Source organism: Pseudomonas sp. HS6-2 (assembly GCF_049325675.2).
Classification (GTDB): Bacteria; Pseudomonadota; Gammaproteobacteria; order Pseudomonadales; family Pseudomonadaceae; genus Aquipseudomonas; species Aquipseudomonas putida_N.
Genome location: NZ_CM143906.1, coordinates 1,380,365 through 1,403,425 on the forward strand (window position 1 = coordinate 1,380,365; position 23,061 = coordinate 1,403,425).

General features: G+C 61.7%; 29 protein-coding genes. 20 read left to right on the top strand and 9 right to left on the bottom strand.

Translation table 11 applies throughout. From position 1 onward, the window contains the following. Positions 1-44 precede the first annotated feature (44 nt). Genes ACOKS3_RS06410 through ACOKS3_RS06420 form a run of 3 tightly spaced genes read left to right on the top strand, consistent with a single transcriptional unit; the run spans position 45 to position 1,242 of the window. Positions 45-275: a hypothetical protein gene (locus ACOKS3_RS06410; protein WP_422764693.1), complete on the top strand. Its 231-nt coding sequence runs from the start codon at positions 45-47 to the stop codon at positions 273-275. Continuing rightward, positions 272-718: a structural protein P5 gene (locus ACOKS3_RS06415; protein ID WP_103445339.1), complete on the top strand. Its 447-nt coding sequence runs from the start codon at positions 272-274 to the stop codon at positions 716-718. Before ACOKS3_RS06410 ends, ACOKS3_RS06415 begins: the two co-directional genes overlap by 4 nt. Further along, positions 715-1,242 carry a DUF2514 domain-containing protein gene (locus ACOKS3_RS06420; protein ID WP_103445338.1) on the top strand — a complete coding sequence of 176 codons (528 nt, stop codon included), beginning with the start codon at positions 715-717 and terminating at the stop codon, positions 1,240-1,242. Before ACOKS3_RS06415 ends, ACOKS3_RS06420 begins: the two co-directional genes overlap by 4 nt. Here ACOKS3_RS06420 and ACOKS3_RS06425 read toward each other — a convergent pair. Beyond that, a complete protein-coding gene (locus tag ACOKS3_RS06425; RefSeq protein WP_103445337.1) occupies positions 1,220-1,501 on the bottom strand; it encodes a hypothetical protein in 282 nt (93 codons plus the stop codon). The two genes, ACOKS3_RS06420 and ACOKS3_RS06425, sit on opposite strands and share 23 nt — an antisense overlap. A 448-nt stretch (positions 1,502-1,949) precedes the next feature. Here ACOKS3_RS06425 and ACOKS3_RS06430 point away from each other — a divergent pair, with 448 nt between their 5' ends. The 7 genes from ACOKS3_RS06430 (at position 1,950) to recX (ending at position 6,393) form a co-directional block, all read left to right on the top strand. After that, the gene (locus ACOKS3_RS06430) at positions 1,950-2,696 is read left to right on the top strand and encodes a LexA family transcriptional regulator (protein WP_422764525.1); all 747 of its coding nucleotides are present in this window, start codon (positions 1,950-1,952) and stop codon (positions 2,694-2,696) included. A 252-nt stretch (positions 2,697-2,948) separates the two neighbouring features. Then, positions 2,949-3,281 (top strand): phage holin family protein, encoded by a 333-nt coding sequence (locus ACOKS3_RS06435; protein ID WP_103445308.1) that lies wholly within the window; start codon positions 2,949-2,951, stop codon positions 3,279-3,281. A gap of 17 nt (positions 3,282-3,298) precedes the next feature. Beyond that, positions 3,299-3,880, top strand: coding sequence for a glycoside hydrolase family 19 protein (locus ACOKS3_RS06440; RefSeq protein WP_463581473.1), 582 nt, complete (start codon positions 3,299-3,301; stop codon positions 3,878-3,880). Positions 3,881-4,074: 194 nt separating this feature from the next. Further along, complete coding sequence (locus tag ACOKS3_RS06445; RefSeq protein ID WP_258035820.1) at positions 4,075-4,197, top strand: hypothetical protein; 123 nt, start codon at positions 4,075-4,077, stop codon at positions 4,195-4,197. 54 nt (positions 4,198-4,251) lie between these two features. Beyond that, positions 4,252-4,734, top strand: coding sequence for a CinA family protein (locus tag ACOKS3_RS06450; protein WP_103445306.1), 483 nt, complete (start codon positions 4,252-4,254; stop codon positions 4,732-4,734). A gap of 103 nt (positions 4,735-4,837) precedes the next feature. Beyond that, positions 4,838-5,911, top strand: a complete 1,074-nt coding sequence (recA, locus tag ACOKS3_RS06455) for a recombinase RecA (RefSeq protein WP_103445305.1) — start codon at positions 4,838-4,840, stop codon at positions 5,909-5,911. An 11-nt stretch (positions 5,912-5,922) separates the two neighbouring features. Beyond that, the gene (gene recX / locus ACOKS3_RS06460) at positions 5,923-6,393 is read left to right on the top strand and encodes a recombination regulator RecX (RefSeq protein ID WP_103445304.1); all 471 of its coding nucleotides are present in this window, start codon (positions 5,923-5,925) and stop codon (positions 6,391-6,393) included. A 64-nt stretch (positions 6,394-6,457) separates the two neighbouring features. On the opposite strand, the gene ACOKS3_RS06465 is transcribed toward recX, so the two are convergent. After that, complete coding sequence (locus tag ACOKS3_RS06465; RefSeq protein WP_103445303.1) at positions 6,458-7,576, bottom strand: LOG family protein; 1,119 nt, start codon at positions 7,574-7,576, stop codon at positions 6,458-6,460. Between the two features lie 302 nt (positions 7,577-7,878). Between ACOKS3_RS06465 and ACOKS3_RS06470 the strand changes: the two genes are divergently transcribed. After that, positions 7,879-8,082: a hypothetical protein gene (locus ACOKS3_RS06470; RefSeq protein ID WP_103445302.1), complete on the top strand. Its 204-nt coding sequence runs from the start codon at positions 7,879-7,881 to the stop codon at positions 8,080-8,082. Here the strand turns inward: ACOKS3_RS06470 and ACOKS3_RS06475 are convergent, their stop codons facing one another. After that, entirely contained in the window at positions 8,083-8,502 is a 420-nt protein-coding gene (locus ACOKS3_RS06475; RefSeq protein ID WP_085675646.1) for a quorum-sensing-regulated virulence factor family protein, read from the bottom strand. Between the two features lie 225 nt (positions 8,503-8,727). On the opposite strand from ACOKS3_RS06475, the gene ACOKS3_RS06480 reads away from it, so the two are divergent. The 3 genes from ACOKS3_RS06480 to ACOKS3_RS06490 all read left to right on the top strand — a co-directional run bounded on the left by ACOKS3_RS06480 (position 8,728) and on the right by ACOKS3_RS06490 (position 10,707). Beyond that, on the top strand, positions 8,728-9,438 hold the full coding sequence (locus ACOKS3_RS06480; protein WP_103445301.1) for a tRNA-uridine aminocarboxypropyltransferase: 711 nt from the start codon (positions 8,728-8,730) through the stop codon (positions 9,436-9,438). A 179-nt stretch (positions 9,439-9,617) separates the two neighbouring features. Further along, positions 9,618-10,268, top strand: coding sequence for a response regulator transcription factor ErdR (erdR, locus tag ACOKS3_RS06485; RefSeq protein ID WP_103445300.1), 651 nt, complete (start codon positions 9,618-9,620; stop codon positions 10,266-10,268). A gap of 73 nt (positions 10,269-10,341) precedes the next feature. Beyond that, positions 10,342-10,707 carry a diacylglycerol kinase gene (locus ACOKS3_RS06490; protein WP_010952700.1) on the top strand — a complete coding sequence of 122 codons (366 nt, stop codon included), beginning with the start codon at positions 10,342-10,344 and terminating at the stop codon, positions 10,705-10,707. Here ACOKS3_RS06490 and finR read toward each other — a convergent pair. Continuing rightward, positions 10,704-11,630 (bottom strand): LysR family transcriptional regulator FinR, encoded by a 927-nt coding sequence (gene finR, locus ACOKS3_RS06495; protein WP_422764526.1) that lies wholly within the window; start codon positions 11,628-11,630, stop codon positions 10,704-10,706. The genes ACOKS3_RS06490 and finR overlap by 4 nt on opposite strands. A gap of 117 nt (positions 11,631-11,747) precedes the next feature. Between finR and fpr the strand changes: the two genes are divergently transcribed. Continuing rightward, complete coding sequence (gene fpr, locus ACOKS3_RS06500; RefSeq protein WP_060510139.1) at positions 11,748-12,527, top strand: ferredoxin-NADP reductase; 780 nt, start codon at positions 11,748-11,750, stop codon at positions 12,525-12,527. A gap of 67 nt (positions 12,528-12,594) precedes the next feature. Here the strand turns inward: fpr and tsaA are convergent, their stop codons facing one another. From tsaA to ACOKS3_RS06520, 4 genes are all read right to left on the bottom strand, one after another. Further along, positions 12,595-13,290 (bottom strand): tRNA (N6-threonylcarbamoyladenosine(37)-N6)-methyltransferase TrmO, encoded by a 696-nt coding sequence (gene tsaA, locus ACOKS3_RS06505; RefSeq protein ID WP_422764527.1) that lies wholly within the window; start codon positions 13,288-13,290, stop codon positions 12,595-12,597. Positions 13,291-13,296: 6 nt separating this feature from the next. Further along, on the bottom strand, positions 13,297-13,758 hold the full coding sequence (locus tag ACOKS3_RS06510) for a YehS family protein (RefSeq protein WP_103445297.1): 462 nt from the start codon (positions 13,756-13,758) through the stop codon (positions 13,297-13,299). A 47-nt stretch (positions 13,759-13,805) separates the two neighbouring features. Continuing rightward, positions 13,806-14,516, bottom strand: coding sequence for an rRNA pseudouridine synthase (locus tag ACOKS3_RS06515; protein WP_103445296.1), 711 nt, complete (start codon positions 14,514-14,516; stop codon positions 13,806-13,808). A 119-nt stretch (positions 14,517-14,635) separates the two neighbouring features. Beyond that, the gene (locus ACOKS3_RS06520) at positions 14,636-15,091 is read right to left on the bottom strand and encodes a GNAT family N-acetyltransferase (RefSeq protein WP_422764528.1); all 456 of its coding nucleotides are present in this window, start codon (positions 15,089-15,091) and stop codon (positions 14,636-14,638) included. A gap of 210 nt (positions 15,092-15,301) precedes the next feature. Here ACOKS3_RS06520 and ACOKS3_RS06525 point away from each other — a divergent pair, with 210 nt between their 5' ends. The 4 genes from ACOKS3_RS06525 (at position 15,302) to ACOKS3_RS06540 (ending at position 19,513) form a co-directional block, all read left to right on the top strand. Then, on the top strand, positions 15,302-15,961 hold the full coding sequence (locus tag ACOKS3_RS06525) for a hypothetical protein (protein WP_422764539.1): 660 nt from the start codon (positions 15,302-15,304) through the stop codon (positions 15,959-15,961). A 191-nt stretch (positions 15,962-16,152) separates the two neighbouring features. Continuing rightward, on the top strand, positions 16,153-16,998 hold the full coding sequence (locus ACOKS3_RS06530) for a DUF6502 family protein (RefSeq protein ID WP_103445294.1): 846 nt from the start codon (positions 16,153-16,155) through the stop codon (positions 16,996-16,998). Further along, positions 16,995-18,710, top strand: a complete 1,716-nt coding sequence (locus ACOKS3_RS06535) for a DUF5666 domain-containing protein (RefSeq protein WP_422764529.1) — start codon at positions 16,995-16,997, stop codon at positions 18,708-18,710. The genes ACOKS3_RS06530 and ACOKS3_RS06535 overlap by 4 nt, the downstream gene beginning before the upstream one ends. A 53-nt stretch (positions 18,711-18,763) precedes the next feature. Further along, on the top strand, positions 18,764-19,513 hold the full coding sequence (locus tag ACOKS3_RS06540; RefSeq protein ID WP_103445292.1) for a hypothetical protein: 750 nt from the start codon (positions 18,764-18,766) through the stop codon (positions 19,511-19,513). Positions 19,514-19,582: 69 nt separating this feature from the next. On the opposite strand, the gene rimO is transcribed toward ACOKS3_RS06540, so the two are convergent. Beyond that, positions 19,583-20,914 carry a 30S ribosomal protein S12 methylthiotransferase RimO gene (gene rimO / locus ACOKS3_RS06545; protein ID WP_103445291.1) on the bottom strand — a complete coding sequence of 444 codons (1,332 nt, stop codon included), beginning with the start codon at positions 20,912-20,914 and terminating at the stop codon, positions 19,583-19,585. A gap of 235 nt (positions 20,915-21,149) precedes the next feature. Between rimO and ACOKS3_RS06550 the strand changes: the two genes are divergently transcribed. After that, a complete protein-coding gene (locus ACOKS3_RS06550; RefSeq protein ID WP_422764530.1) occupies positions 21,150-23,060 on the top strand; it encodes a potassium transporter Kup in 1,911 nt (636 codons plus the stop codon). Position 23,061 lies beyond the last annotated feature (1 nt).

Sequence of the window (23,061 nt, forward strand, 5' to 3'; positions counted from 1 at the left end):
CCACGACCGCCGACTGGCGGTATTTTTTTGCCTGGAGAAAACCCATGCCTTTCATCGTCATCAACCGCACCAACGCTCTCGACCCGATCCGCACCGTGGAGTACGCCACCGAAGCTGAAGCTGACGCCGCTGCCCGCAGTCTTCTGGGCAGCCAGCCCGGGGCCGAAGTGCTGACCGCCAAGCTGCTCAAACGCTACTCCGCGAAGGTCGAAGTGACTGAGCAAGAGGCGGCAGACATCGCGCCTGAGGCGCCGGCCGAGGAGACAGGCCAATGAGTACTCCTCGCGGTGTCCGCAACAACAACCCCGGCAACATCGATTTCAACCCCCGCAATGCCTGGCAAGGGCAGCTCGGGCTGGAGGATGGCGTGGCCAAGCCACGCTTCGCCCGCTTCGACGAAGCCGAGAATGGCATTCGCGCCTTGGGCAAGCTGCTGATCAACTACCGCGGCAAGGACGGCATGCCCAGCGTGGGCGGGAAGGGCATCGACACCGTGCTCGAAACCATCAACCGTTGGGCGCCGAGCAACGAGAACGACACCCAGGCCTACGCCGGCGCCGTGGCGAAGCGCCTGGGCGTGCGCACCACCGACCCGATCAACATCAAGGACGCGGCCACGCTGCGCGGCATGGTGCTCGGCATCATCGTCCACGAGAACGGCGGCAACCCGTATACGCCGGCAATCATCGATGAAGGGGTGCGGAGGGCGCTGGCATGAAGTCCTGGGTCATCAGGTCGGCGCTGCTGCTGGCGCTGCTCGCGTCCTACTGGGGCGCGTACCAGCACGGCCGGTCAGTGGAGAGGGCAGAGGCCGCCCAGGCATCAGCAGAACGAGACAGCGGCGACCGCCTGGCCGAGGTGATCGGCGAGCGCGGCGCCCGCCAGGAAGAACAACGACGCGCCCAGGCGCAGGAGGAGGCGAGAGCCCATGGTCAGGAGGAACGAACGATTGCAGATGCTGGTGCTGCTGGCGCCGATGCTGCTGGCCAGCGGCTGCGCGACGACGGCGCCAAGTTCGCCGCCGCCATCAGTTGCTCCGGCACGGATACTGCCGCTGTCGCCCGAAGCCAGGCAGCCACCCGCGCCGCCATGGTGCTCTCCGAATTGCTCGACCGGTCTGTCGGAACGAATCGAGAGCTGGCGAAAGCTTATGACCTTGCCAGAATAGCTGGCGAGCAATGCCAGAGGGAGCACGACGGACAGTTGCCGCCGGCAGAGATCAGTCGGGAAACCAGTGGGTAATGTCGATCCCATGGACGCACCTCAGGCGGTTGCCGATCTGCACCAGGCGTACGTGGGTGCCATTGGCCCGCAAGGACTCAGCAGCCACCTGCGCGTTGAGCGCCTGGTTGATATCGACCAGCTTTGTGATGTTGGCCTGGGCCTGAACGAGCTTGGCCCTGAGGTCATCATTCTCGGACATCAGGAGGTGTGATTGCTGCTCGAGCATTTCGACCTGGGTCGGCATGCCGTGCTCAAAGCCGGTGGTATCGATGTCCATGGGGTGCCTGCAAGGTTGCTGTATGGACATACAGTATATTGCTTGGCGTCGTCGGCCAAGGTCATGGCGACGAGGTGATGCATGTCGGGTGTGGATTCGTGTCGGCAGAACGCCGTAGGAGGGTGTTTCGGCTGTCTAAAACCGCGCTTCAGCTTCTCGGTTTTACTGGGCGAAACTCGCCCAAACTCGCCCAAACTCGCCAATGCATATTAGACAGCTTCGATGCATAGGCCGCTAACGGCGCGGCCTGAGCGGTGATTCTCACACTACTGCTGCATCATTGGTGTGTGTGCGGAAAGATCAGACATTCAGGGCCTTACAGCGGGTGATCTGGTTGGCGATTGTGAAACCGGCAATGGTACAGGCTTTTTCAACCAGATGCAGGCGCCGGCCATGGGGCATGCGTGTGCAGTCAGGTGCATTGCATTTGCCGGCGCATGCCTGCATTATGCATGTTATGCAAAAACGCAACGTAGCCACCGTACTCAGAGAACTGCTCGACCGCCACGGCCTGTCCCCGACGGAGCTGTACCGGCGCACGGGTGTCCCTCAATCCACTTTGTCGCGGATTCTCGGCGGCAAGATCGTCGACCCTTCCGACAAGCACGTGTCGAAGATCGCCCACTACTTCGGCGTGAGCACCGAGCAGTTGCGCGGCCGTGCCGAGCTCGGCGAGTCACGCGAAACCGCGTTGCCGGCCCACGGCCATGCGGACCTCAGCGACATCAGCCTGTGGGACGATGAAACCCCCGTCGAGGATGACGAGGTGTCGGTACCTTTCCTTCGCGAGGTCGAATTGGCAGCAGGATCAGGAAGATTCGTCATCGAAGAGAGCGAGCGTGCGCGGCTGCGATTCGGCAAGCGCAGCTTGCGTCACAATGGTGTGCAATTCGACCAGGCCAAGTGCGTGACCGTGCGCGGCAACAGCATGCTGCCGGTGCTGCGCGATGGTGCGACGGTTGGCGTGAACACCGGCAAATGCTCGATCGGCGACATCATCGATGGCGACCTCTACGCCATCAATCATAACGGCCAGCTGCGGGTGAAGCAGGTCTATCGCCTGCCTACCGGCATCCGCCTGCGCAGTTTCAACCGCGATGAACACCCCGACGAGGACTACAGCTTCCAGCAGATGCAGGACGAGCAGATCAGCCTGCTTGGGCATGTGTTCTGGTGGGGCATGTACGCTCGCTGACAAGCCCGCTTCCAAGAACCCGCTTCGGCGGGTTTTTTTTCGTCTGCAGAAAATCCCTACACATCAGGCCGTGCATGGCCTGCATGCATTTCAGCAAAATCCAGTGCATATAAATGTGAGCGAATGCATTGACAGCATATGCATTAATGCATAGCCTGTATCTCAAGCCGGGCGGAAACCGGTTGTTACACAGGCGCCGATGGGCAGGCTTCGATTGCTCAGAGGTTTGGCAACTACACAGGAGGCAGAGCAGTGACGATCGAGCATCAAGCGTTACTGGACATGCCGCTCTGGCTGGTAATTGGCCTGGCATTGCTGGGCGGCTTGTGCGGCGAGATGTGGCGGGCCGACAAGGCCGGTGCCACGGGGTGGGCGCTGCTGCGACGGCTGGTGCTGCGTTCCGGAGCGTGCATGGTTTGTGGCGTGTCGGCGGTAATGCTGTTGTATGCCGGTGGTCTGTCGATCTGGGCGGCCAGTGCATTTGGCTGCATGACTGCGGTGGGGGGGGCCGATGTCGCCATGCGGCTGTATGAGCGCTGGGCAATCCGGCGCCTGGGCTTGCGCGACAGCACTCGAGCCGACTAGCGCCAAGAGGGATATGCATGAATGAACACTATCAAAAAGGAGCGACAGACATGCTCACTGAATCGCAATTACTACAGATCTTGCCAAACGCCCGTCCCGTCGCAGATATTTTTCTTGCTGCGCTGAATGTTGCCTTGCCTCGCTGGGAAATTGACAAACCCAGGCGTATGGCGGCGTTCATCGCCCAGGTCGGCCATGAGTCCGGCGAGTTGCGCTATGTGACCGAGCTGGGTAGTGACCACTATCTGGCCCGCTACGACACTGGCAGCTTGGCACTGCGCCTGGGTAATACGTTGCAGGCAGACGGCGATGGCCAGTTCTATTGTGGGCGTGGCCTGATCCAGATTACCGGGCGCAACAACTACGAGGCCTGCAGCCGTGCGCTGTTCGGCGACGAGCGTTTGCTGGTGCAGCCGCAGCTGCTCGAACTGCCGCGCTGGGCCTGCGAGTCGGCGGGATGGTATTGGTATTCACATGGGCTCAATGCCTTGGCTGATCGGGGCGAGTTCAACCGCATCACGCGCCATATCAATGGTGGGCTGAATGGTTTGGAAAGCCGCCTGAAGCTCTGGGCGCGGGCGCGAAAGGTGTTGTGTTGAACCGTTTGGCAGCGGGTCGTGACGCGCGCTCGTCCCGTCGCTCTGCGAAGCGTTCGACCCGCTTGATTTTCAAGGGCAGGTTTTTAGAAGAACATGGCGCTTACCTGGGGCGGCCTGCGCCCTGAACTTGCCGCAGGGAGTGAGCGATACGGTATGCCGATAAGCCCAAATACCGCATATTTGGTGAAAGCCGTGTGCTCTTTCCGGTCTTTGCGGCCCTGTTCATGGTGATGCTCGAGTATCTGCTGCTGGCGGTCTATCTGGTGTTCATTCACTACCCGTTGTGGTTGTTGGTGCAGCATCGCGCCAACAATTGATCGTGCATTCAGGGGCCTGATAGGGTGATGGCCAGTTTCTACGAGGAGCCTGTCATGGACCCGATCACCGTTCTCGCCACCCGTCTCGGCGAACACCTGCGCCGCTTTAACTCCCAGGTGACCACCGCCGAATCCTGCACTGGCGGTGGCATCGCCGAGGCCATCACCCGGGTGCCCGGCAGCTCGGCCTGGTTCGAGGCCGGTTACGTGACCTATTCCAATGCCCAGAAAACCCGCCAGCTGAACGTGCCCCATGCGCTGTTCGCCGAGGTTGGTGCGGTCAGCCAGGAGGTAGTCGAGGCCATGGTTCGGGGCGCCCGGGCCGCCAGTGGTGCACGGTTTGCCGTGGCCGTCAGTGGCGTGGCCGGGCCCGACGGTGGTTCGCCGGCCAAGCCGGTGGGGACCGTTTGGCTAGCCTGGGCCGATGGCGAGCAGGTAACCAGCGAACGTCGGCACTTCGACGGTGACCGCGAAGCCGTGCGCCGACAAACGGTGATCGCCGCGTTAGACGGCTTGTTACAGCTTGGCGCCGAGTAAATCGACGACAGGGGTTTGCGCGCGCGCCAGCCTGTGGAATAATACTGGCTACTTATACAGGTATTCCGGCCGTCAGGGCCAAGTCGAACACGTGAGGATTTCAATGGACGACAACAAGAAGCGCGCCTTGGCTGCGGCCCTGGGTCAAATCGAACGCCAATTCGGCAAAGGCGCGGTCATGCGCATGGGCGATCACGAGCGCCAGGGCATCCCGGCCATTTCCACCGGTTCCCTGGGCCTGGACATCGCGCTCGGCATCGGCGGTCTGCCAAAAGGCCGTATCGTCGAAATCTACGGCCCGGAATCCTCGGGTAAAACCACGCTGACCCTGTCGGTCATCGCCGAAGCTCAGAAGAACGGTGCAACTTGCGCCTTCGTCGACGCCGAACACGCCCTCGACCCTGAATACGCCGGCAAGCTGGGCGTCAACGTCGACGACCTGCTGGTCTCGCAGCCGGACACCGGCGAACAGGCCCTGGAAATCACCGACATGCTGGTGCGCTCCAACGCCGTTGACGTAATCATCGTCGACTCCGTGGCTGCACTGGTGCCAAAGGCCGAGATCGAAGGCGAAATGGGCGACATGCACGTCGGCCTGCAGGCCCGTCTGATGTCTCAGGCACTGCGCAAGATCACCGGTAACATCAAGAACGCCAACTGCCTGGTCATCTTCATCAACCAGATCCGCATGAAGATCGGTGTGATGTTCGGTAGCCCGGAAACCACCACCGGTGGTAACGCCCTGAAGTTCTACGCCTCGGTGCGCCTGGACATCCGCCGTACCGGCGCGGTCAAGGAAGGCGACGAAGTGGTCGGCAGCGAAACCCGCGTCAAGATCGTCAAGAACAAGGTCTCGCCTCCGTTCCGTCAGGCCGAGTTCCAGATCCTTTACGGCAAGGGCATCTACCGCAACGGCGAAATCATCGACCTGGGTGTTTCTCAAGGCCTGGTAGAGAAGTCCGGTGCCTGGTACGCCTACCAAGGCAACAAGATCGGCCAGGGCAAGGCCAACGCAGCCAAGTACCTGGCGGAGAACCCGGCCATTGGTGCCGAGATCGAGAAGCAGATTCGCGAGAAACTGCTCAAGGCCGGTGCTGTTGCTGAAGCCGGCAAGGCCGCTGCCGCTGCCGCTGAAGCCGATGCCGACGACATGGCTGACGCCGACGCCGGTTATTGATAGCAGCTGGTATGTCCGCCGTACTCGACACCCCCGTCGCCGTCAGGCGGACAGCCATGGACCTGCTCGCGCGCCGCGAGCATGGTCGCGTCGAGCTGACGCGCAAGTTGCGTCAGCGCGGTGCCCCGGATGAACTGATCGAGCCAGCGCTCGATCGGCTCGCCGATGAAGGGCTGCTTAGCGAAGCCCGTTATCTCGAGAGTTTCATCCGGTACCGTTCCGGTTCCGGCTATGGTCCTGCGCGTATTCGCGAGGAGCTTGGCCAGCGCGGGCTGAATCGAAGTGATATCGAGCAGGCCCTGCGTGACAGCGAAGTGGATTGGGCAGCGCTGCTGCAAGATACCTGGCATCGCAAGTTCGCAGGGCTTCGCCCTCAGGACCCTCGAAGTCGCGCCCAGCAGACCCGGTTTCTTGCCTACCGCGGTTTCCCCATGGACATGATCGGTAGGTTGCTCAGCGGCCGGGATCTGGATGATTACTAGTCAAATGGCCTCATCGCTGGCACGCCAGCGATGAGGCCATTTGCTTTATCACGAAAATTACCCTTCAGCTGACCTTCAACGCCTCCCGAGCCCGCTGGGTCGTATGCATTGGCTCCGGTTTGGCCCAGTTTTCCGGCAAGTTGATGAAATCGACCAATTCCCGCAGTCGCCCCTGGTCACGACCATTGAAGGCAAACGTCAGCCGCGTCAGATGGCTGAAGTTGCCCACCTCGTGTTCGGCACCGCTGTCGGCGTGTTGGTGATACCGGCCACTCAGGCGCAAGTCGGCAAACCCCTCCTGAATATCATGCAGTGCGGCCTCGCTGAGCCGATGGTGCATGCGGATCACGAACTGATTCTTCAGCCAGCGGCTGGAGTGGTAGTTGCTGTAGAACTGGTTGATTTCCTCGACGGCCTCATCGGCGCTATGCACCAGGCGCAGCAGCTTCAGGTCGCTGGGCAGGATGTAGCGATTTTCTTCGAGCTGGCGGCTGATGAACGCCAGGCAGTCGCGCCAGAACGTGCCGCCCGGTGAGTCCAGCAGTACCACCGGTACCAGTGGGCTTTTGCCGGTCTGGATAAGCGTCAATACTTCAAGTGCTTCATCCAGGGTGCCGAAACCGCCCGGGCAGAGCACCAGTGCATCGGCTTCCTTGACGAAGAACAGCTTGCGAATGAAGAAGAAGTGGAAGGGCAGCAGCTTGTCGGTGCCATCCACCGTGGCATTGGCATGTTGCTCGAAGGGCAGGGTGATGTTGAAACCCAAGCTGTGGTCACTGCCTGCCCCTTCGTGGGCCGCCGCCATAATGCCGCCGCCGGCCCCGGTAATGACCATCAGTTCGGAGCGGGCGAGGGTCGCCCCCAGCTCGCGAGCCAGGGCATACATCGGGTGTTCCATGGGGGTGCGTGCCGAGCCGAATACGGTGACTTTGCGTCGCCCCCGGTATTGTTGGAGCATGCGGAACGAGTGATCCAGTTCGCGTAGGGCCTGCAGGGTGATCTTGGCGCTCCAGCGATCGCTGTCGTCATGGGCCATGCGCAAGACCGTGAGCATCATGTCGCGATACAGCGGCAGGTTGGGGCTGCCCGGCGCGACCAGTTGCAGCTGCTGGTCGATCTTGCTCAGGTCGATGCCGTGGTCCCTGAAGTGATTGAACAGGTGTTCATTCGATTGGTAAGGCATTCAACGTCTCCTTCTGCAGCAAAACCTCTGACCGGGCCAATGCTGTGGCTCGGCCGCGACACTACGTGTGTCGCTGGCTGCCGTGACTCGAGCGTGCATTTCGAGCATTGCAGTAGGCCTTCAAGACCGTGGTGCAGGAGTGTCTGTCCGGCGTGTCGTTTTCGGGCCTTCGCTATCAATCTAGACCGTTGCACCTGATCGTGCAGGCGTGAATACGGTGGCCACTCGTCGGCCTGTGACCAGCCCTGACGAGGGTTTGGTTAACTGGAGAAGCGAAACGTGTCGATGCAGGAGGTGGCGGTATGCATCGCTTGGTCATCGAGGTAGACCGGCAGCTCTATCAGCAGCTGGAACATGCAGCCCAGGATCACCATGTGAGCCTGGAAGCCGAGTGCCGTCGCAGGTTGGCAGCGCTTGAATGTCAGTCACGCTACCTGCAGGCACTGCTGGCAGAGATGCGCGCCGACGAAGAGCCGCGGCGCGCCGAGGGGGAGCGGGTTACCTAGTCACTTCTTCTTGTTGCCAGCGGTGCAGCTGGCAGCATCGAAGGCCTGGTCCATGACCGGCTGGTTGGTCTTGTATACGCTGAAGCGATAGACCATCACCGCACCTTTGGACATCAGGTTACGGAAACCACTGTTGCGGCACACGCTGTCGCCCAGCTGGCTGCGAACTTGCGCCGGGTTCTGCTGCATGCGTGCGGCATGCTCGGCACGTACGCTGAGGTGGTTGACCAGCGCCTTGCCTTCAACGGTATAGCCCTGATCGAGAATGTCTTCGTTGATGGCGCGAGGGGTGCCGACACTGCTTTCCGTGGCGACCTTCTGCAGCAGCTTGTTGAGCTCGAACTCCTGCTTGGAGGCAGCCTGGGCTGCCAGTGGCAGGGTGAGCAGCAGGCTCAGGGTCGGGACGATAAGACGCAGCATGAATCTCTCCTGGTTCGATGACTGGCGCTTTGACATGCGCCGGTGGCGGGCGTTCCATGAAACCCGCAGCAGCGCAGGCAAATTCACGGTGGCCAATGGCGTCGATTATAAAGTACCGGTTGGTTGCGCTGCACGGCCAAATGGCGCCTGCTCTGATAGACTGGCGTTTTGCACCTTCCGAGTCCTTGCAGTGTCCAGTCACAACCCGTCCACAGGCTTGCCAGCATGAGCCACGCGGTAGCACGCCTGCGTGCCGAGCGCCTGGCACGCAGCATCAAACCTTTCATTGCCCGTGGTTCACGCGCCGAGCGTTGCCCCGATTGCCGGGTGATTGCCACCCATTGCCTGTGTGCGTGGAAGCCCAAGGTGCAAGCCGACTCCGGCGTGTGCCTGATCATGCATGACACCGAGCCATTGAAGCCGACCAACACCGGCTGGCTGATCGCCGACCTGATCGAAGACACAAGCGCCTTTGGTTGGCTGCGCACCTCGGTGGACGAAGGCCTGCTGGCGTTGCTCGACGACCCGCGGTGGCAGCCCTACATCGTTTTCCCCGGCGAATTCGTCGCCGAGGAGCGGGTGGTCAGCGAGGTCGTCCGCGAACCCGGCAAGCGCCCGTTGTTCATCCTGCTCGACGCCACCTGGACCGAAGCCCGCAAGATGTTCCGCAAGAGCCCGTATCTCGATCGCTTCCCGGTGCTGAGCCTGCAAGCCGAGCAGATGTCGCGCTATCGCCTGCGCCGGTCCAAGCGCGACGATCATTTCTGCACCGCCGAAGTCGCTGCCATGTGCCTGGACCTGGCGGGTGACAACCAGGCTTCCCAGGCGCTGGATGCTTATCTCGATGTGTTCAGCCTGCATTATCTCAGTGGCAAGCGTCGCCTGCCGCTGGATGATCAGGACGACACCCACCAGCGTTTGCATACCTTCCTATAGTCCAAGGGGCATACGTCTCACTTTGGTTCATAATGACGGGGCTGGCAGCCAGGGCGGGCGAGGCGGCAGGGTAGTTGGCTTGACCACCTCCGGCCGTGCTCGGCATCCTTGGCGCCGATTCCCCGCCAGGCGTTTCACTACCCCGCATGCGCCTGGCACAGAACAGGATCCATAGATCGATGGCCACATACGAAATCCTGATAGCCGATGACCACCCGCTGTTTCGCAGCGCTCTGCGCCAGGCCGTTACCCTCGGCCTGGGCGCCGACGTGCGCTTGGTTGAAGTGGCGAGCATCGCCGAACTGGAAACCCGCCTGAGCGAAAAAGCCGACTGGGACCTGGTCCTGCTGGACCTGAACATGCCGGGTGCCTATGGCTTCTCCGGGCTGGTCCTGCTACGCGGCCAGTACCCGCAAATTCCGGTGGTAATGGTCTCGGCGCAGGAAGAGGCCGCCGTGGTGGTCAAGTCCCGCGAGTTCGGTGCCAGCGGCTTCATTCCGAAGTCCAGCGGCCTTGAAGTCATTCAGGATGCCGTGAGAAAAGTGCTCGACGGCGATGTCTGGTGGCCACCGCAAGCCTTCGAGAAGGTCGATGTCTCGGCCGAGGCCAAGGCAGCCAGCGAAGGCCTGGCCAGCCTCACCCCACAGCAGTTCCGCGTGTTGACCATGGTCTGCGAAGGTTTGCTGAACAAGCAGATCGCCTATGAACTGAGTGTGTCGGAAGCGACCATCAAGGCCCATGTAACCGCTATCTTCCGCAAGCTGGGCGTGCGCACCCGCACCCAGGCGGCGCTGTTGCTGCAACAACTTGAATCGGTTGCCAGCAACTGACAACGCCTGGATTCACGCTTTTTTGACCCGTGCCGCACTAGTCTGCTGGCCTTTCTGTTGTGAAGTGACTCACATGACATCGCCATTCAAAGGCCAGACCGGCCTGAAACGCATCTTCAACGCCGCCGGCTATTCGCTGGACGGCCTGCGCGCCGCCTTCAAGGGTGAGGCCGCATTCCGCCAGCTGGTACTGCTCAACGTGCTGCTGATCCCGATCGCCTTCTGGCTGCCGGTCAGCCGTGCCGAGCGGGCAATCATGATCGCCGTATGCCTGCTCGGCCTGATCGTCGAGCTGTTCAACTCGGCAGTGGAAGCAGCCATCGACCGCATCTCGCTGGAGCGCCACCCGTTGTCGAAGAACGCCAAGGACATGGGCAGCGCCGCGCAACTGGTAGCGTTGACCATGGTCGCGCTGGTGTGGGGTGTGATTCTGCTTTAAGCGATCGGCGGCAAGACGATCTCGTCACTGCGGGTAAAGCCCGCAGTGAAGTTGCGGCACAGCTCCAGGAATTCACGCATAGCCGAGGTCTGGTACTTCTGCTTGTGCCAGATGAAGTAGAACTGGCGCATCAGGTCCAGCTCCGGCGTCTCCACCGGTACCAGGCTGCCGCGGCGGAAGGCATCGCGCAGGGCCAGGCGGGAAATACAGCCGATACCCAGGCCCGACTCCACGGCACGCTTGATCGCCTCGGTGTGCTCCAGCTCCAGGCGGATGTTCAGGCTGGTGCGGTGATGGCGCATGGCCTGGTCGAAGGTCAGGCGTGTGCCGGAACCCTGTTCGCGCAAGATCCAGGCCTCCTGCGACAGAGCTTCGACATCGGCGCGTCCGGCCTTGGCCAGTGGGTGTTGCGGTGCACAGAACACCACCAGCTCGTCTTCGACCCATGGCTGCACCTCCAGGTCCGGGTGGTTGCAGTCACCTTCGATCAGACCCAGATCAATTTCGTATTGCGCAACCTGGTGCACGATATGCGCAGTGTTATGCACATGCAGCTTGATCTGGCTCTCCGGGTGTACCTGCATGAAGCTGCCGATCAGCAGAGTGGCCAGGTAATTGCCGATGGTCAGCGTGGCACCGACCGCCAGCGAACCGAAGCCGGACTTGCCGTTGAGCAGGTCTTCGATTTCCTTGGCCTGGTCGAGCAGGGCGACGGCTTGGGGCAGCAACTGATGGCCCAGGGCATTGAGCGCCAGGCGCTTGCCGGCGCGGTCAAACAGCTGGCAGCTCGATTGCCGCTCAAGTTCAGTAATGGAGGTGCTCGCCGCCGACTGTGAAAGCGCGAGCACGCTGGCAGCCCGCGACACACTCTGGTGCTGGGCCACGGCGACGAATACCTGGAGCTGACGAAGTGTAAATCGCATATCTATATAACCGATAACACATATCTTGATAATTCAGTTAACAGATATTCTCGCTGCCCCTAAACTATCGCGCAACTGCGCGTCTTGCGCGCTGCGTTTTCTTCAGGAGCCCCATCGATGAGCAACATGAACCACGAACGTGTCCTCAGTGTGCACCACTGGAACGACACCCTGTTCAGCTTCAAGTGCACCCGCGACCCGGGCCTGCGCTTCGAGAACGGTCAGTTCGTGATGATCGGCCTGCAGCAGGAAAGCGGCCGTCCGCTCATGCGCGCCTATTCCATCGCTTCGCCGAACTGGGAAGAGCACCTGGAGTTCTTCAGCATCAAGGTCCCGGATGGCCCGCTGACCTCGCAGCTGCAGCACCTGAAGGAAGGCGACGAGATCATCATCAGCAAGAAGCCAACCGGTACCCTGGTCCTCGATGATCTGAAACCGGGCAAGCACCTGTACCTGCTGAGCACAGGTACCGGCCTGGCGCCGTTCATGAGCGTCATCCAGGACCCGGAAACCTACGAGCGCTTTGAAAAAGTGATCCTGGTTCACGGTGTGCGTTACGTCAACGAAGTGGCCTACCGCGAGTTTATTACCGAGCACCTGCCGCAGAACGAGTTCTTCGGTGAGTCGGTCCGTGACAAGCTGATCTACTACCCGACCGTGACCCGCGAGCCGTTCGAGAACCAGGGCCGCCTGACCGACCTGATGCGCAGCGGCAAGCTGTTCAGCGATATCGGCCTGCCACCGATCAACCCGGAAGACGACCGCGCGATGATCTGCGGCAGCCCGAGCATGCTCGACGAAACCAGCGAAGTGCTCGACAGCTTCGGCCTGAAGGTCTCCCCGCGCATGCGCGAGCCGGGTGACTACCTGATCGAGCGTGCATTCGTCGAGAAATAAGACGAATGCAGCAACAAAAAACGCAGACCTGGGTCTGCGTTTTTTTATGCCTGCAAGGAGGTGATTTTCAGCCTTCCCGTACGACTTCCAGCACTTGGATCTGATCCGGTTGCGGGTAATGCCAGCGGACCTGCACATCCCACAACTTCACCCCGTACACCCGCTCCGGTGGTGGCACCTGATAGGCTGGGCGCGGGTCCTGCGCCAGGCATTGCTCGATCAGTTCCACCAGCGGCTCGCCAAGGCGCAGCCCATGTGCGTGGGCCTGGGGCAAGGCAGTGTCGCTCCAGCCAACGGCAATAGCGAGCGGCGCATCACTGGCCATCAGGTTGCTTGCCCCGGCAACGCTGTCGGCGTAGGGGACGTAGGGTTTGATGTCCAGGACCGGCGTACCGTCCAGCAGGTCAATCCCGGACAGCAACAGGCGCCCTGGCTCCACACCCTCCAGGCGTACCACCGATTGGCCGATGCCGTTGGGGCGATGGGTGGCGCGGGTGGCGAACACGCCCATGCTCTTGTTGCCGCCCAGGCGTGGCGGGCGCACTTTCAGGCGCGGTTTGTCTTCCAGGGCCTGGTGGAACAGGAACAGCAACCAGACATGGCTGACCTGCTCCAGCCCGGCCACCGCATCGCCATGATCGAACGGCGGCAGCAGTTCCAGCACCCCGCGGGCAGCTGGCGCCAGCTGCGGCTGGCGCGGGATGGCAAACTTCTCCTTGAAGCAGGAGCGGACTATGCCGACCGGTGCAACCGTATGCTGCATGGCCACTCAGCCGCGCACGCGCAGGGTCAGGCCCTTGAGGAAGTTGCGCAGCAGCTGGTCGCCACACGGGCGATAGTTGTCATGCCCGACCTTGCGGAACAGCGCGCTGAGTTCAGGCTTGGACACCGGGAAATTTACCGTCTTGAGGATGGCGTGCAGGTCTTCTTCCTTGAGCTCGAAGGCCACCCGCAGTTTTTTCAGGATGGTGTTGTTGGTCACCGGCAGTTCGACCGGCTGTGGTGGGCGGCTATCGTCCTTGCCACGGCGGTGGATCACCAGGCCGTCAAGGAAGTGCGCCATGACCCGCTCCGGGCAACGCACGAAACCGGCTTCGTCTTCCTTCTTCAAGTAGGTGGCGAGCACGATCGGGTTAACTTCGAGGCCGGACAGCGCGATGATTTCGGCCATCTTGGCGTCGTTCACCTTGAGCATGTAGCGCAAGCTGCGCAGGACATCGTTGTGGTTCATTGCTGCAAAATCCTGTTCAGTAGCCACGCCGGAGCGTGGCGTATTGCTTAGAAACGTTCGGTGGCTGCCAGGTAACGCCACTGCCCCACGGGCAGCTTGCCCATCGATACACCGCCCAGGCGAATGCGGCGCATGCCTAGCACTTCCAGGCGCAGGTAGGCACACAGCTCGCTGATGTGCCCGGGTTGCGGGTTTTTCACGACCAGGCGCAAGTGGGTCTCGTTCTGCCAGCTGGCCTTGGCCTTGGGTAGTTCCCGGTCATTGCGCGTCGCACCGCGCGCCAGGCGCTCCAAGGCCTGAGGCGTGGTCTCACCGCGCACTTCGATGATGTATTCCTGCTCCAGGCGGCGCAGGTCGGCGTCGATCTTGCGGGTGACGCGCCAGTCCTGGGTGAACACCTGTAGGCCGGTGGCACCACGTTCCAGCGGCGCCAGGCAGGTCAGGCGGGCAAAGTGCCCGTGCAGGGGCCGTACGCCTTCGCGGTGGGCCTCGCTGAGGTTGCCCATGTTCATGCTGGCGCGGGCGGTTTCGCTGTCGACACCGGCCGCTTGGTGCATCAGCAGGGTGACGGGGTCCAGTGCCTCGGTGCGTGCTCCCGGCAGCAGTTCGACGCGCTGGTCGTCGACTTTGAACTGAGGTTGCTCGACTACCACCCCATCGACCGTGACCCAGCCTCCTTCGATGTACTGCTCGGCCTCGCGGCGGGAGCAACCAAGCTGCTCGATGAGGCGTTTGGACAGGCGGACGGGTTCGGACATGGGGCAATTCGCAAGGCAGGGAAAGACCTACATTGTACCTGCCTGTGCGCGGTTGATGATGGGAATCTGTGTCAAATGCGCCGTTTTGGACGCAGACCACGGCATATTCGGACGCCGCCTTAAGACGCTGTAGGAATCAGCCTCATGTGCAGAAGGGGATAGGGCTGCCCCAAGCCATCCGTTTCTGAGCGGCCGACTACTTCGAAGCCTTCGTGCAAGTAGAAGCCCAAGGCTTGCGGGTTCTGTTCGTTGACGTCCAGGCGTTCGGCATTCAATTCATCGATCGCACCACGCAGCAGGCGCCTGCCAACACCCTTGCCGCGATAGTCCGGTGCGACGAACAGCATGTGCACGCAGCCGTTGGCGACTCCGGCAAAGCCACAGATGCGCTGGCGATCCTTGCAGCAGATCAGCATCACTGCGTCGAGGTAGCGGCGCAGCACCTGCTCGCGCAGCAACACGATGTAGGCCTCGGGCAGGAAGTCATGAGTCGCCCGCACCGAGTCTTCCCAGATCTGCACCAGCTCGCCGTAGTCGCTGTAGCGCGGGGTTTGCAGTGTGAGAGCCGAATGCATGCTGGTGTTCCTCCATGGCGATAGAGAAAACATAGCAGGCCAACCACTGGTCGGCTTTTCCGTGCGCGCCTTGAAGGCTGAGGCGTAGAGGTCTATTAATTAGGCGTGGGAAAAATTCCCACGCCAAGAAAAGAAATAACTTACAACAGATTCCCGGCTTGATTTGGCGTTCTCATGGCGAAGACCTGGAGACGGAAAATGCAAATCCACATGCTGTTCAAAAGGGCTCTACTGGCAGTTGCCGTTGCAGGCGTGCTGTCGACGGCCATCGTATTGGTTCCAGACGCGATTTCTCATGGCTCCAGCGCCTATGCCAAGGATGGCGGCGGCGGCGGTGGCGGCGGTCACGGTGGTGGTGGCGGTGGCGGCGGTCACGGTGGCGGCGGTGGAAGCGGTGGTGGTGGCCACGGCGGTGGCGGTGGAAGCGGTGGCGGTGGTGGTGGTGGTGGTGGTGGTGGTGGCCACGGCGGCGGCGGTGGAAGCGGTGGCGGTGGTGGTGGCCACGGCGGTGGTGGCGGTGGTGGCGGTGGAAGCGGCAGCGGTGGCGGCCACGGCGGTAGTGGCAGCGGCGGCCATGCCGGCAACAGTGGCAGCGGCCATGGTGAAGCAGGCCAGGGTCACGATGGCACCTCAAACTCCGGACGCAGCAGCAACCATGCTGAAAGGGGTGATGACCATGGCAATCACGTTGGCGGTGAGCCCGGTGATGATCATGGCAATCATGTTGGCGGTGAACCTGGCGACGATCATGGCAATCACGTTGGTGGTGAACCTGGTGACGATAATGGCAACCATCTGGGTCGCGAACAGGGTGATGACCGCGGTGCTCATGCCGCCGGCGAAGTCGGCGATGACAACAGCAGGAGCTGATTGGCAGTGAACAGCCCATACAAGGCCCAGGGAACGGGTTTTGTATGAGCGAGTCTCGGGCGGTGCAGCCTTATCACGCGTTTGCAGTGTGCGCTGACAGCTTTTTCTCATTCTGGTGGGAAGTAGTTACAGTTGGTGCGGGATGTTTTCCCGCACCGTATGCTGGGTTCAACTGTCAAGGAATGCGCTCCATGCAATCGCCCTCTATCCCCCCTTCCATGTTGAGCGCACTGCGCAGGGTCATGCGCCCCCTGGTGCGCCTGATGCTGCGCAAAGGGGTGACCTACACGATGTTCACCGACGTACTAAAGGAAGTCTTCGTCGATGTGGCTCTTCGCGAGTTTCGCCTGGGCGACAAGGTGCCGACAGACAGCCGCATCAGCCTGCTTACCGGCGTGCATCGCAAAGATGTCCGGCGGCTGCGAAGTGAAAATGACGCAACTGACGCTGAGCTGCCGGAAAACATTACCTTGGGTGCGCAGCTGGTGAATGTATGGACCACCAGCCCACCGTTCTGCTCCGAGGCCGGGCAGGCGTTGGCGCTGCCAAGGCTGGCCAGCGTTGGCGGCGATTGCTCATTCGATGCCCTGGTGGCGAAAATCAGCACCGACATCCGCGGGCGGGTGGTACTGGATGAGTGGCTGCGCCTGGGTATCGTTCGCCTCGATGATCAGGATTGCGTTCACCTCGAAGCCCAGGCATTCGTGCCGCAGAAGGGCTTCGAAGAGAAAGCCGCGTATTTTGGCCACAACCTACATGACCACGCCTGCGCAGCGGTGCACAACCTCAGCGGCGAAGGCCTGCCGTTTTTCGAACGCAGCGTGCACTACGATGCCCTGACCTCGGCCAGCGTCGGCACGCTGCGTGAAGCGGTCTCCAAGGACGGCATGCAAACCTTGCTGGAATTCAGCCGGTTGGCCGCCGAGCTGGAAAACACCGACGTGCCACGCCACGAGGAACGCCAGCGCATTACCGTGGGGCTGTATTTCTACACTGAAGCCACCGACCCCGATTCGTCGAAGACAGCCGACTCATGACCCCCCTCGCGCGCTGCCTCAGCCTCGTCGCACTCGCCCTGGGTTTCGGGCTGAGCCTGGTGGCGCCTGCCGAGGTGGTTGCAGCACCGGTTTGTGTCAGCCGTGATGAAGTGGGTATGGCTGGGGCTGCGGGCTTGCAGTTCCCGGGCGGCACCGGTGGTACAGGCGCCAGAACCGGCGGTGTTGGCGGAACCGGCGTGCGTAGTGACAACGGCGGGGTGGGTGGCACGGGGGCGCCGCTCCAGCGGCGCCCTGGCGGAACGGGTGGTACCGGCGCGGTGGCAGAGGGGGTAGACGGTACTTTCATCGATCGCGGTCACGGTGGCGTGGGCGGCAGCGGAGCCCCGATCCAGCGCCCAGGCGGTACCGGGGGCACGGGGATCGTCGGCACCATCACCGGATTTGCTTCAATCTGCGTCAATGGCCAGGAAGTGCACTACGGCAAGGATGTACCGGTGAGTGAAAATGGTGCCCCTGCCAGCACCGCTCATCTGGCGATCGGCCAGGTTGTCGCGGTGGAGGCCTATGGCACACAGCGTGGCCTGCAAGCCGGGCGCATCGCGATTCTCAACGTTTACGAGGGGCCGCTGACGGCACTGCCGAATGCTGCGGGGCCACTGCGGGTCATGGGTCAACCTGTGCGCCTTGCCGCCGGGGCGCGCGTGGCTGAAGGGCTGCGCCCAGGCGAACCGGTCAGGGTCAGCGGCCTGCGCGATGCGGCAGGTGAAGTGGTGGCTAGCCGTATCGAGCGGGCGCCAGGGCTCAGGGAGGCCAGCGCCATCGGTACTGTCGATCGCCCCGGCAGCCTGCAGGGGCTGAAGCTGGGGACCCGCGTGGCGCCGGCGCGGGAAATGCTGGTGCGCGGCCAATGGACCGGTAACCAGCTGGAAGTCGCACAAACCCGCCCTGACCCGAGCCTGCCGTTTGCTGGCAGGGTGCAGACTGCGGTGATCGAGGGGCTGGTGCAGCGCACCCAGGCGCGCCAGCTGGTCGTCGGCGGCATCAACGTGACGCTGGGGCAGGATACCGTGATCGTCGGTAACCAGCCTGCTGCAATTGCACTTGACCAACGGGTGCGAGTAAGCGGGGTATTCAGTGCCACGCACGAGCTACGGGCCTCCCGCATCGAGTTCGATGATGACCGCGACGACCGTTCGGACAAAGGGCATTCCGGGCGTCAGAGCGAGCACGGTACCAGCGGTTCGGGCAGCTCGAGCAGCAGTGACCAAGGTGAGCGTGGGGCCTCCAGCAGCCGCCGCGAAGACAGTGAGGATCACAGTGGACGGAGTTCGACCAGCGACTCCAGTGGCCATGACACCTTTGAAAGTGAAGACAGGTCTGGGAAGTCACGGCATGTCGACAACGTGGAGCAACGCGAGACCAGCAACAGTGGCAGCTCCGATCGGGTGGAGAAGGTCGAGCATGTTGAAAAAATAGAGCTCGAAAAAGTCCAGAAGGTGGAAAAGGTCGAGAAAGTAGAGAAAGTCGAAAAGCCCGAGAAAGTCGAAAAGGTGGAGACAGTAGAGAAGGTCGAAAGGCCTGAGAAAGTCGAGAAGGTGGAAAAAGTCGAAAAGGTCGAAAAGCCTGAAAAAGTCGAGAAAGTGGAAAAAGTGGAAAAAGTTGAAAAGGTAGAGAGAGTCGAAAAGCCCGAAACGGTAGAAAAAGTCGAGAAGGTCGAAAAAGTAGAGCATCCGGAGCGGTCCGGGCATTAGGCAACTAGGCTGGGTAAGTCCGATCACGCTTCCCGACGGAACCCGAGGTGCAGATGAGACCTACGCTCCCTCTTTTCGCCTGTTTGCTGTCCTGTACCGGTGCGTCTGTCCAGGCCGATACTTTCAGCGCTTCCATTGGCATGGACTATTCGAGTGGCGACTATGGCACGGGTACCACTTCGGAAATCTGGTACGTCCCCGTGGTCGGCAAGTATGAAACCGGCCCCATGACCTACAAGGTCACTGTGCCCTGGCTGCGTATCACCAACCCTGAAGTAGGCCCCAATGGCGATCCCTTGCCCGGCGGATGCCATGCGGTGGAGAGCGGGCTGGGCGACACGGTTGCCAGCGCCGACTATGCACTGCTCGACGGCAGTGACGGCGGCCTGATGCTCGACCTCATCGGCAAGGTCAAATTCCCCACTGCAGATGAAAAACAGTGCCTGGGCACCGGCGAGTACGACTATACCGGCCAGGTCGATATCGCTCAGGCATTCGGCCCGGTGACCGGCTTCGTAACCCTGGGCTGGAAGAAATACGGAGATCCGCCCGACAGCGACTTCAGGGATCCGATCTTTACCAGCCTGGGTTTTGCCATTCCTGTGGCGAAAGGTACCTCGGCGGGCGCCTCGTACGACTGGCGGCAGAAAGTCGTTTCGACAGGCTCAGAAATCCAGGAGCTGACCCTTTTCCTGACCCATAAGCTTAACCGGGAATGGAAGATCCAACTGTATGCGGTCAAGGGCTTTTCCGATGCCAGCCCTGATGCAGAAGGCGGGTTGATGGTTTTTCACACCTTCTGAAAAAAAGCCCCCGCCCGGGTATTCCTCGTTGGGAATACCGGGCAGGGGCTTTTTCACGTGCAGGCTGCCTTAAACGGGCTCGGCCCACATATCGTATTCGTCTGCATCCACCACTCGGCAACGCACTTTGTCGCCCGGCTTGAAGCCGTGGTTACCGTCGATGAACACGCTGCCGTCGATTTCCGGGGCATCGAAGAAGCTGCGGCCAACCGAACCTTGCTCCTCGACTTCGTCGATCAGCACTTCGATTTCCTTGCCGATGCGCATTTGCAGGCGGGCGGCGCTGATGGCCTGCTGGTGCGCCATGAAGCGGTCCCAGCGGTCCTGCTTGACGTCATCCGGTACTTCTTCCAGTCCCAGGTCATTGGCCGGAGCGCCTTCGACTGGCGAATACTGGAAGCAGCCGACGCGGTCGAGCTGGGCTTCGGTGAGCCAGTCCAGCAGGTACTGGAAGTCTTCCTCGGTCTCGCCAGGGAAGCCGACGATGAAGGTCGAGCGGATCACCAGCTCAGGGCATTGCTCGCGCCAGTTCTTGATGCGTGCCAGGGTACGGTCTTCGAAGGCTGGGCGCTTCATCGACTTGAGTACCTTGGGGCTGGCGTGCTGGAACGGGATGTCCAGGTACGGCAGGATCTTGCCAGCGGCCATCAGCGGGATCACGTCGTCGACGTTCGGGTACGGGTAGACGTAGTGCAGGCGCACCCAGGCACCCAGGCTGCTCAGCGCTTCGCACAGTTCGAGCATGCGGGTCTTGACCGGGCGGCCATTCCAGAAGTCGGTCTTGTACTTGACGTCGACGCCATAGGCGCTGGTGTCCTGGGAAATGACCAGGATTTCCTTGACGCCGGCCTTGACCAGGCGCTCGGCCTCGCTCAGCACTTCACCAACCGGGCGGCTGACCAGCTTGCCACGCATCGACGGGATGATGCAGAAGCTGCAGCTGTGGTTGCAGCCTTCGGAAATCTTCAGGTAGGCGTAGTGGCGCGGGGTCAGCTTGACGCCCTGAGGCGGCACCAGGTCGATCAGCGGGTTGTGGTCCTGGCGCGGTGGCACCACTTCGTGCACGGCGTTGACCACCTGCTCGTACTGCTGCGGGCCGGTCACCGACAGCACGCTTGGGTGCACGTCACGGATATTGCCTTCGTCGACACCCATGCAGCCAGTGACGATGACCTTGCCGTTTTCCTTGATCGCTTCACCGATGACTTCGAGCGACTCGGCCTTGGCGCTGTCGATGAAGCCGCAGGTATTGACCACCACTACATCGGCGTCCTCGTAGGTGGGCACGACTTCATAGCCTTCCATGCGCAGTTGGGTCAGGATGCGCTCGGAATCGACCAGGGCCTTGGGGCAACCCAGGCTTACGAAACCAACCTTGGGGGTGGCGGGAGTGGTGGACATGACTAACCTCGGTATTGAATGCCGTTCGCCCTGCCGCAGTCGGGGGCGATCTTGACGGGCGCTTTCGGCGCCTCTGATCAAAAAGTGCGCAATTCTAGCGAGCGCAAGGTCGCTTGACCAGCAGAAAAGCGACGAACGCTGCGCTATGCTTCGCGCCATTGCGCCGGGGTTTATGCATGCCCCTGACGCAGGCGTGAATTCTACCGGCCTTCAAGGCCAACTGCGGGAGTGTTCGATGGTTCAGGCAAGCAGTCACGCCGAAGGCGGGCACGCGGGGAAGCAGGGTGCGACACGGTCGCTGGGGCTGCTCGTGGCAGCGGTCGGGGTAGTGTATGGCGATATCGGTACCAGCCCCTTGTATACCCTCAAAGAAGTCTTTACCGGCGGTTACGGGGTGCCGGTCAACCATGATGGTGTGCTGGGGATCCTCTCGCTGATCCTCTGGTCACTGCTGTGGGTGGTGTCGTTCAAGTACGTGATGTTCATCCTGCGCGCCGACAACCAGGGCGAGGGCGGTACGATGGCATTGACCGCGCTGGCGCGGCGGGCCACGGCGGCTTACCCGCGCCTGCGTTCGCTGATGGTCGTCTGCGGTCTGATCGGCGCCTCGCTGTTCTATGGCGACAGCATGATCACCCCTGCGGTCTCGGTGTTGTCCGCCGTAGAGGGCATGGGCCTGGCCTTCGAAGGGATCGACCACTGGGTGGTACCCATTTCGCTGGTGGTACTGGTGGGCTTGTTCCTGGTGCAGAAGCACGGCACCGACAAGATCGGCAAGCTGTTCGGCCCGATCATGGTGGTCTGGTTCCTCGCGCTCGCCGCGCTGGGGGCGCATGGCATTTCCCAGAGCCCGGAAGTGCTCAAGGCGTTCAACCCTGGTTGGGCGGTGAACTTCTTCATCGTCCACCCCGGCATGGGCGTGGCCATTCTCGGCGCCGTGGTGCTGGCGCTGACCGGTGCCGAGGCGCTGTATGCCGACATGGGCCACTTCGGACGCAAACCGATCGCCCGCGCCTGGTTCGCCCTGGTGCTGCCGGCACTGGTGCTCAATTACTTCGGCCAGGGCGCGATATTGCTGCAGAACCCTGATGCCGCCCGCAACCCGTTCTACCTGCTGGCGCCAGGCTGGGCGCTGTTGCCAATGGTCGGGCTGGCAACCATGGCCACGGTCATCGCCTCGCAGGCGGTGATTTCCGGGGCCTTCTCCCTGACCCGCCAGGCCATCCAGTTGGGCTATATCCCGCGCATGCAGATCCAGCACACCTCCAGCGACGAGCAGGGGCAGATCTACATCGGTGCGGTGAACTGGACGCTGATGGTCGGTGTGGTGCTGCTGGTGATCGGCTTCGAGTCCTCCGGCGCCCTGGCGGCAGCTTACGGTGTGGCTGTGACCGGGACCATGCTGATGACTACCATCCTGGTGTCGTCGGTGATGCTGCTGCTGTGGAAATGGCCACCGGTACTGATGGTGCCGATCCTGGTCGGTTTCCTCTTCGTTGATGGGCTGTTCTTCGCTGCCAACGTGCCGAAGATCGTCCAGGGCGGTGCCTTCCCGGTGCTGGCAGGCGGTGTGCTGTACCTGCTGATGAGCACCTGGAAGCGCGGCAAGCAGATCCTGGTGGAGCGTATCGATGAAGGTGGGCTGCCACTGCCGGTGTTCATCAGCAGCATCCGCGTGCAGCCGCCGCATCGGGTCGAGGGCACGGCGGTGTTCCTGACGGCGCGGGCAGATGCGGTGCCTCATGCGCTGTTGCACAACATGCTGCATAACCAGGTGCTGCACAGCCAGGTGGTGCTGCTGACGGTGGTCAGTGAAGACCGCCCCCGGGTGCCAGAGCAGGAGCGTTTCGAGGTTGAGGCCTATGGCGATGGTTTCTTCCGCGTGTTGCTGCACTTTGGCTTCATGGATGAGCCGGATGTGCCAGCGGCGTTGCGGCTGTGTCACCTGGACGAACTGGATTTCAGCCCGATGCGTACCACCTACTTCCTGAGCCGGGAAACGGTGATTGCGTCGCGTCTGGAGGGGATGTCGCGCTGGCGGGGCAACCTGTTCGCGTTCTTGCTGAAGAATGCCAACGGTAACTTGCGCTTCTTCAACCTGCCGTTGAACAGAGTGATCGAGCTGGGGACTCAGGTCGAGATCTGAG

Coding starts and splice junctions, on each gene's coding strand:
- ACOKS3_RS06415 (WP_103445339.1), top strand. CDS start 272: ATGAGTACTCCTCGCGGTGTCCGCAACAACAACCCCGGCAACATCGAT.
- ACOKS3_RS06530 (WP_103445294.1), top strand. CDS start 16,153: ATGCAATCGCCCTCTATCCCCCCTTCCATGTTGAGCGCACTGCGCAGG.
- ACOKS3_RS06525 (WP_422764539.1), top strand. CDS start 15,302: ATGCTGTTCAAAAGGGCTCTACTGGCAGTTGCCGTTGCAGGCGTGCTG.
- ACOKS3_RS06535 (WP_422764529.1), top strand. CDS start 16,995: ATGACCCCCCTCGCGCGCTGCCTCAGCCTCGTCGCACTCGCCCTGGGT.
- ACOKS3_RS06520 (WP_422764528.1), bottom strand. CDS start 15,091: ATGCATTCGGCTCTCACACTGCAAACCCCGCGCTACAGCGACTACGGC.
- recX (WP_103445304.1), top strand. CDS start 5,923: ATGTCCGCCGTACTCGACACCCCCGTCGCCGTCAGGCGGACAGCCATG.
- tsaA (WP_422764527.1), bottom strand. CDS start 13,290: ATGCAGCATACGGTTGCACCGGTCGGCATAGTCCGCTCCTGCTTCAAG.
- ACOKS3_RS06475 (WP_085675646.1), bottom strand. CDS start 8,502: ATGCTGCGTCTTATCGTCCCGACCCTGAGCCTGCTGCTCACCCTGCCA.
- fpr (WP_060510139.1), top strand. CDS start 11,748: ATGAGCAACATGAACCACGAACGTGTCCTCAGTGTGCACCACTGGAAC.
- rimO (WP_103445291.1), bottom strand. CDS start 20,914: ATGTCCACCACTCCCGCCACCCCCAAGGTTGGTTTCGTAAGCCTGGGT.
- erdR (WP_103445300.1), top strand. CDS start 9,618: ATGGCCACATACGAAATCCTGATAGCCGATGACCACCCGCTGTTTCGC.
- ACOKS3_RS06540 (WP_103445292.1), top strand. CDS start 18,764: ATGAGACCTACGCTCCCTCTTTTCGCCTGTTTGCTGTCCTGTACCGGT.
- ACOKS3_RS06550 (WP_422764530.1), top strand. CDS start 21,150: ATGGTTCAGGCAAGCAGTCACGCCGAAGGCGGGCACGCGGGGAAGCAG.
- recA (WP_103445305.1), top strand. CDS start 4,838: ATGGACGACAACAAGAAGCGCGCCTTGGCTGCGGCCCTGGGTCAAATC.
- ACOKS3_RS06430 (WP_422764525.1), top strand. CDS start 1,950: ATGCATGTTATGCAAAAACGCAACGTAGCCACCGTACTCAGAGAACTG.
- ACOKS3_RS06490 (WP_010952700.1), top strand. CDS start 10,342: ATGACATCGCCATTCAAAGGCCAGACCGGCCTGAAACGCATCTTCAAC.
- finR (WP_422764526.1), bottom strand. CDS start 11,630: ATGCGATTTACACTTCGTCAGCTCCAGGTATTCGTCGCCGTGGCCCAG.
- ACOKS3_RS06515 (WP_103445296.1), bottom strand. CDS start 14,516: ATGTCCGAACCCGTCCGCCTGTCCAAACGCCTCATCGAGCAGCTTGGT.
- ACOKS3_RS06450 (WP_103445306.1), top strand. CDS start 4,252: ATGGACCCGATCACCGTTCTCGCCACCCGTCTCGGCGAACACCTGCGC.
- ACOKS3_RS06465 (WP_103445303.1), bottom strand. CDS start 7,576: ATGCCTTACCAATCGAATGAACACCTGTTCAATCACTTCAGGGACCAC.
- ACOKS3_RS06440 (WP_463581473.1), top strand. CDS start 3,299: ATGAATGAACACTATCAAAAAGGAGCGACAGACATGCTCACTGAATCG.
- ACOKS3_RS06420 (WP_103445338.1), top strand. CDS start 715: ATGAAGTCCTGGGTCATCAGGTCGGCGCTGCTGCTGGCGCTGCTCGCG.
- ACOKS3_RS06480 (WP_103445301.1), top strand. CDS start 8,728: ATGAGCCACGCGGTAGCACGCCTGCGTGCCGAGCGCCTGGCACGCAGC.
- ACOKS3_RS06510 (WP_103445297.1), bottom strand. CDS start 13,758: ATGAACCACAACGATGTCCTGCGCAGCTTGCGCTACATGCTCAAGGTG.
- ACOKS3_RS06410 (WP_422764693.1), top strand. CDS start 45: ATGCCTTTCATCGTCATCAACCGCACCAACGCTCTCGACCCGATCCGC.
- ACOKS3_RS06470 (WP_103445302.1), top strand. CDS start 7,879: ATGCATCGCTTGGTCATCGAGGTAGACCGGCAGCTCTATCAGCAGCTG.
- ACOKS3_RS06425 (WP_103445337.1), bottom strand. CDS start 1,501: ATGGACATCGATACCACCGGCTTTGAGCACGGCATGCCGACCCAGGTC.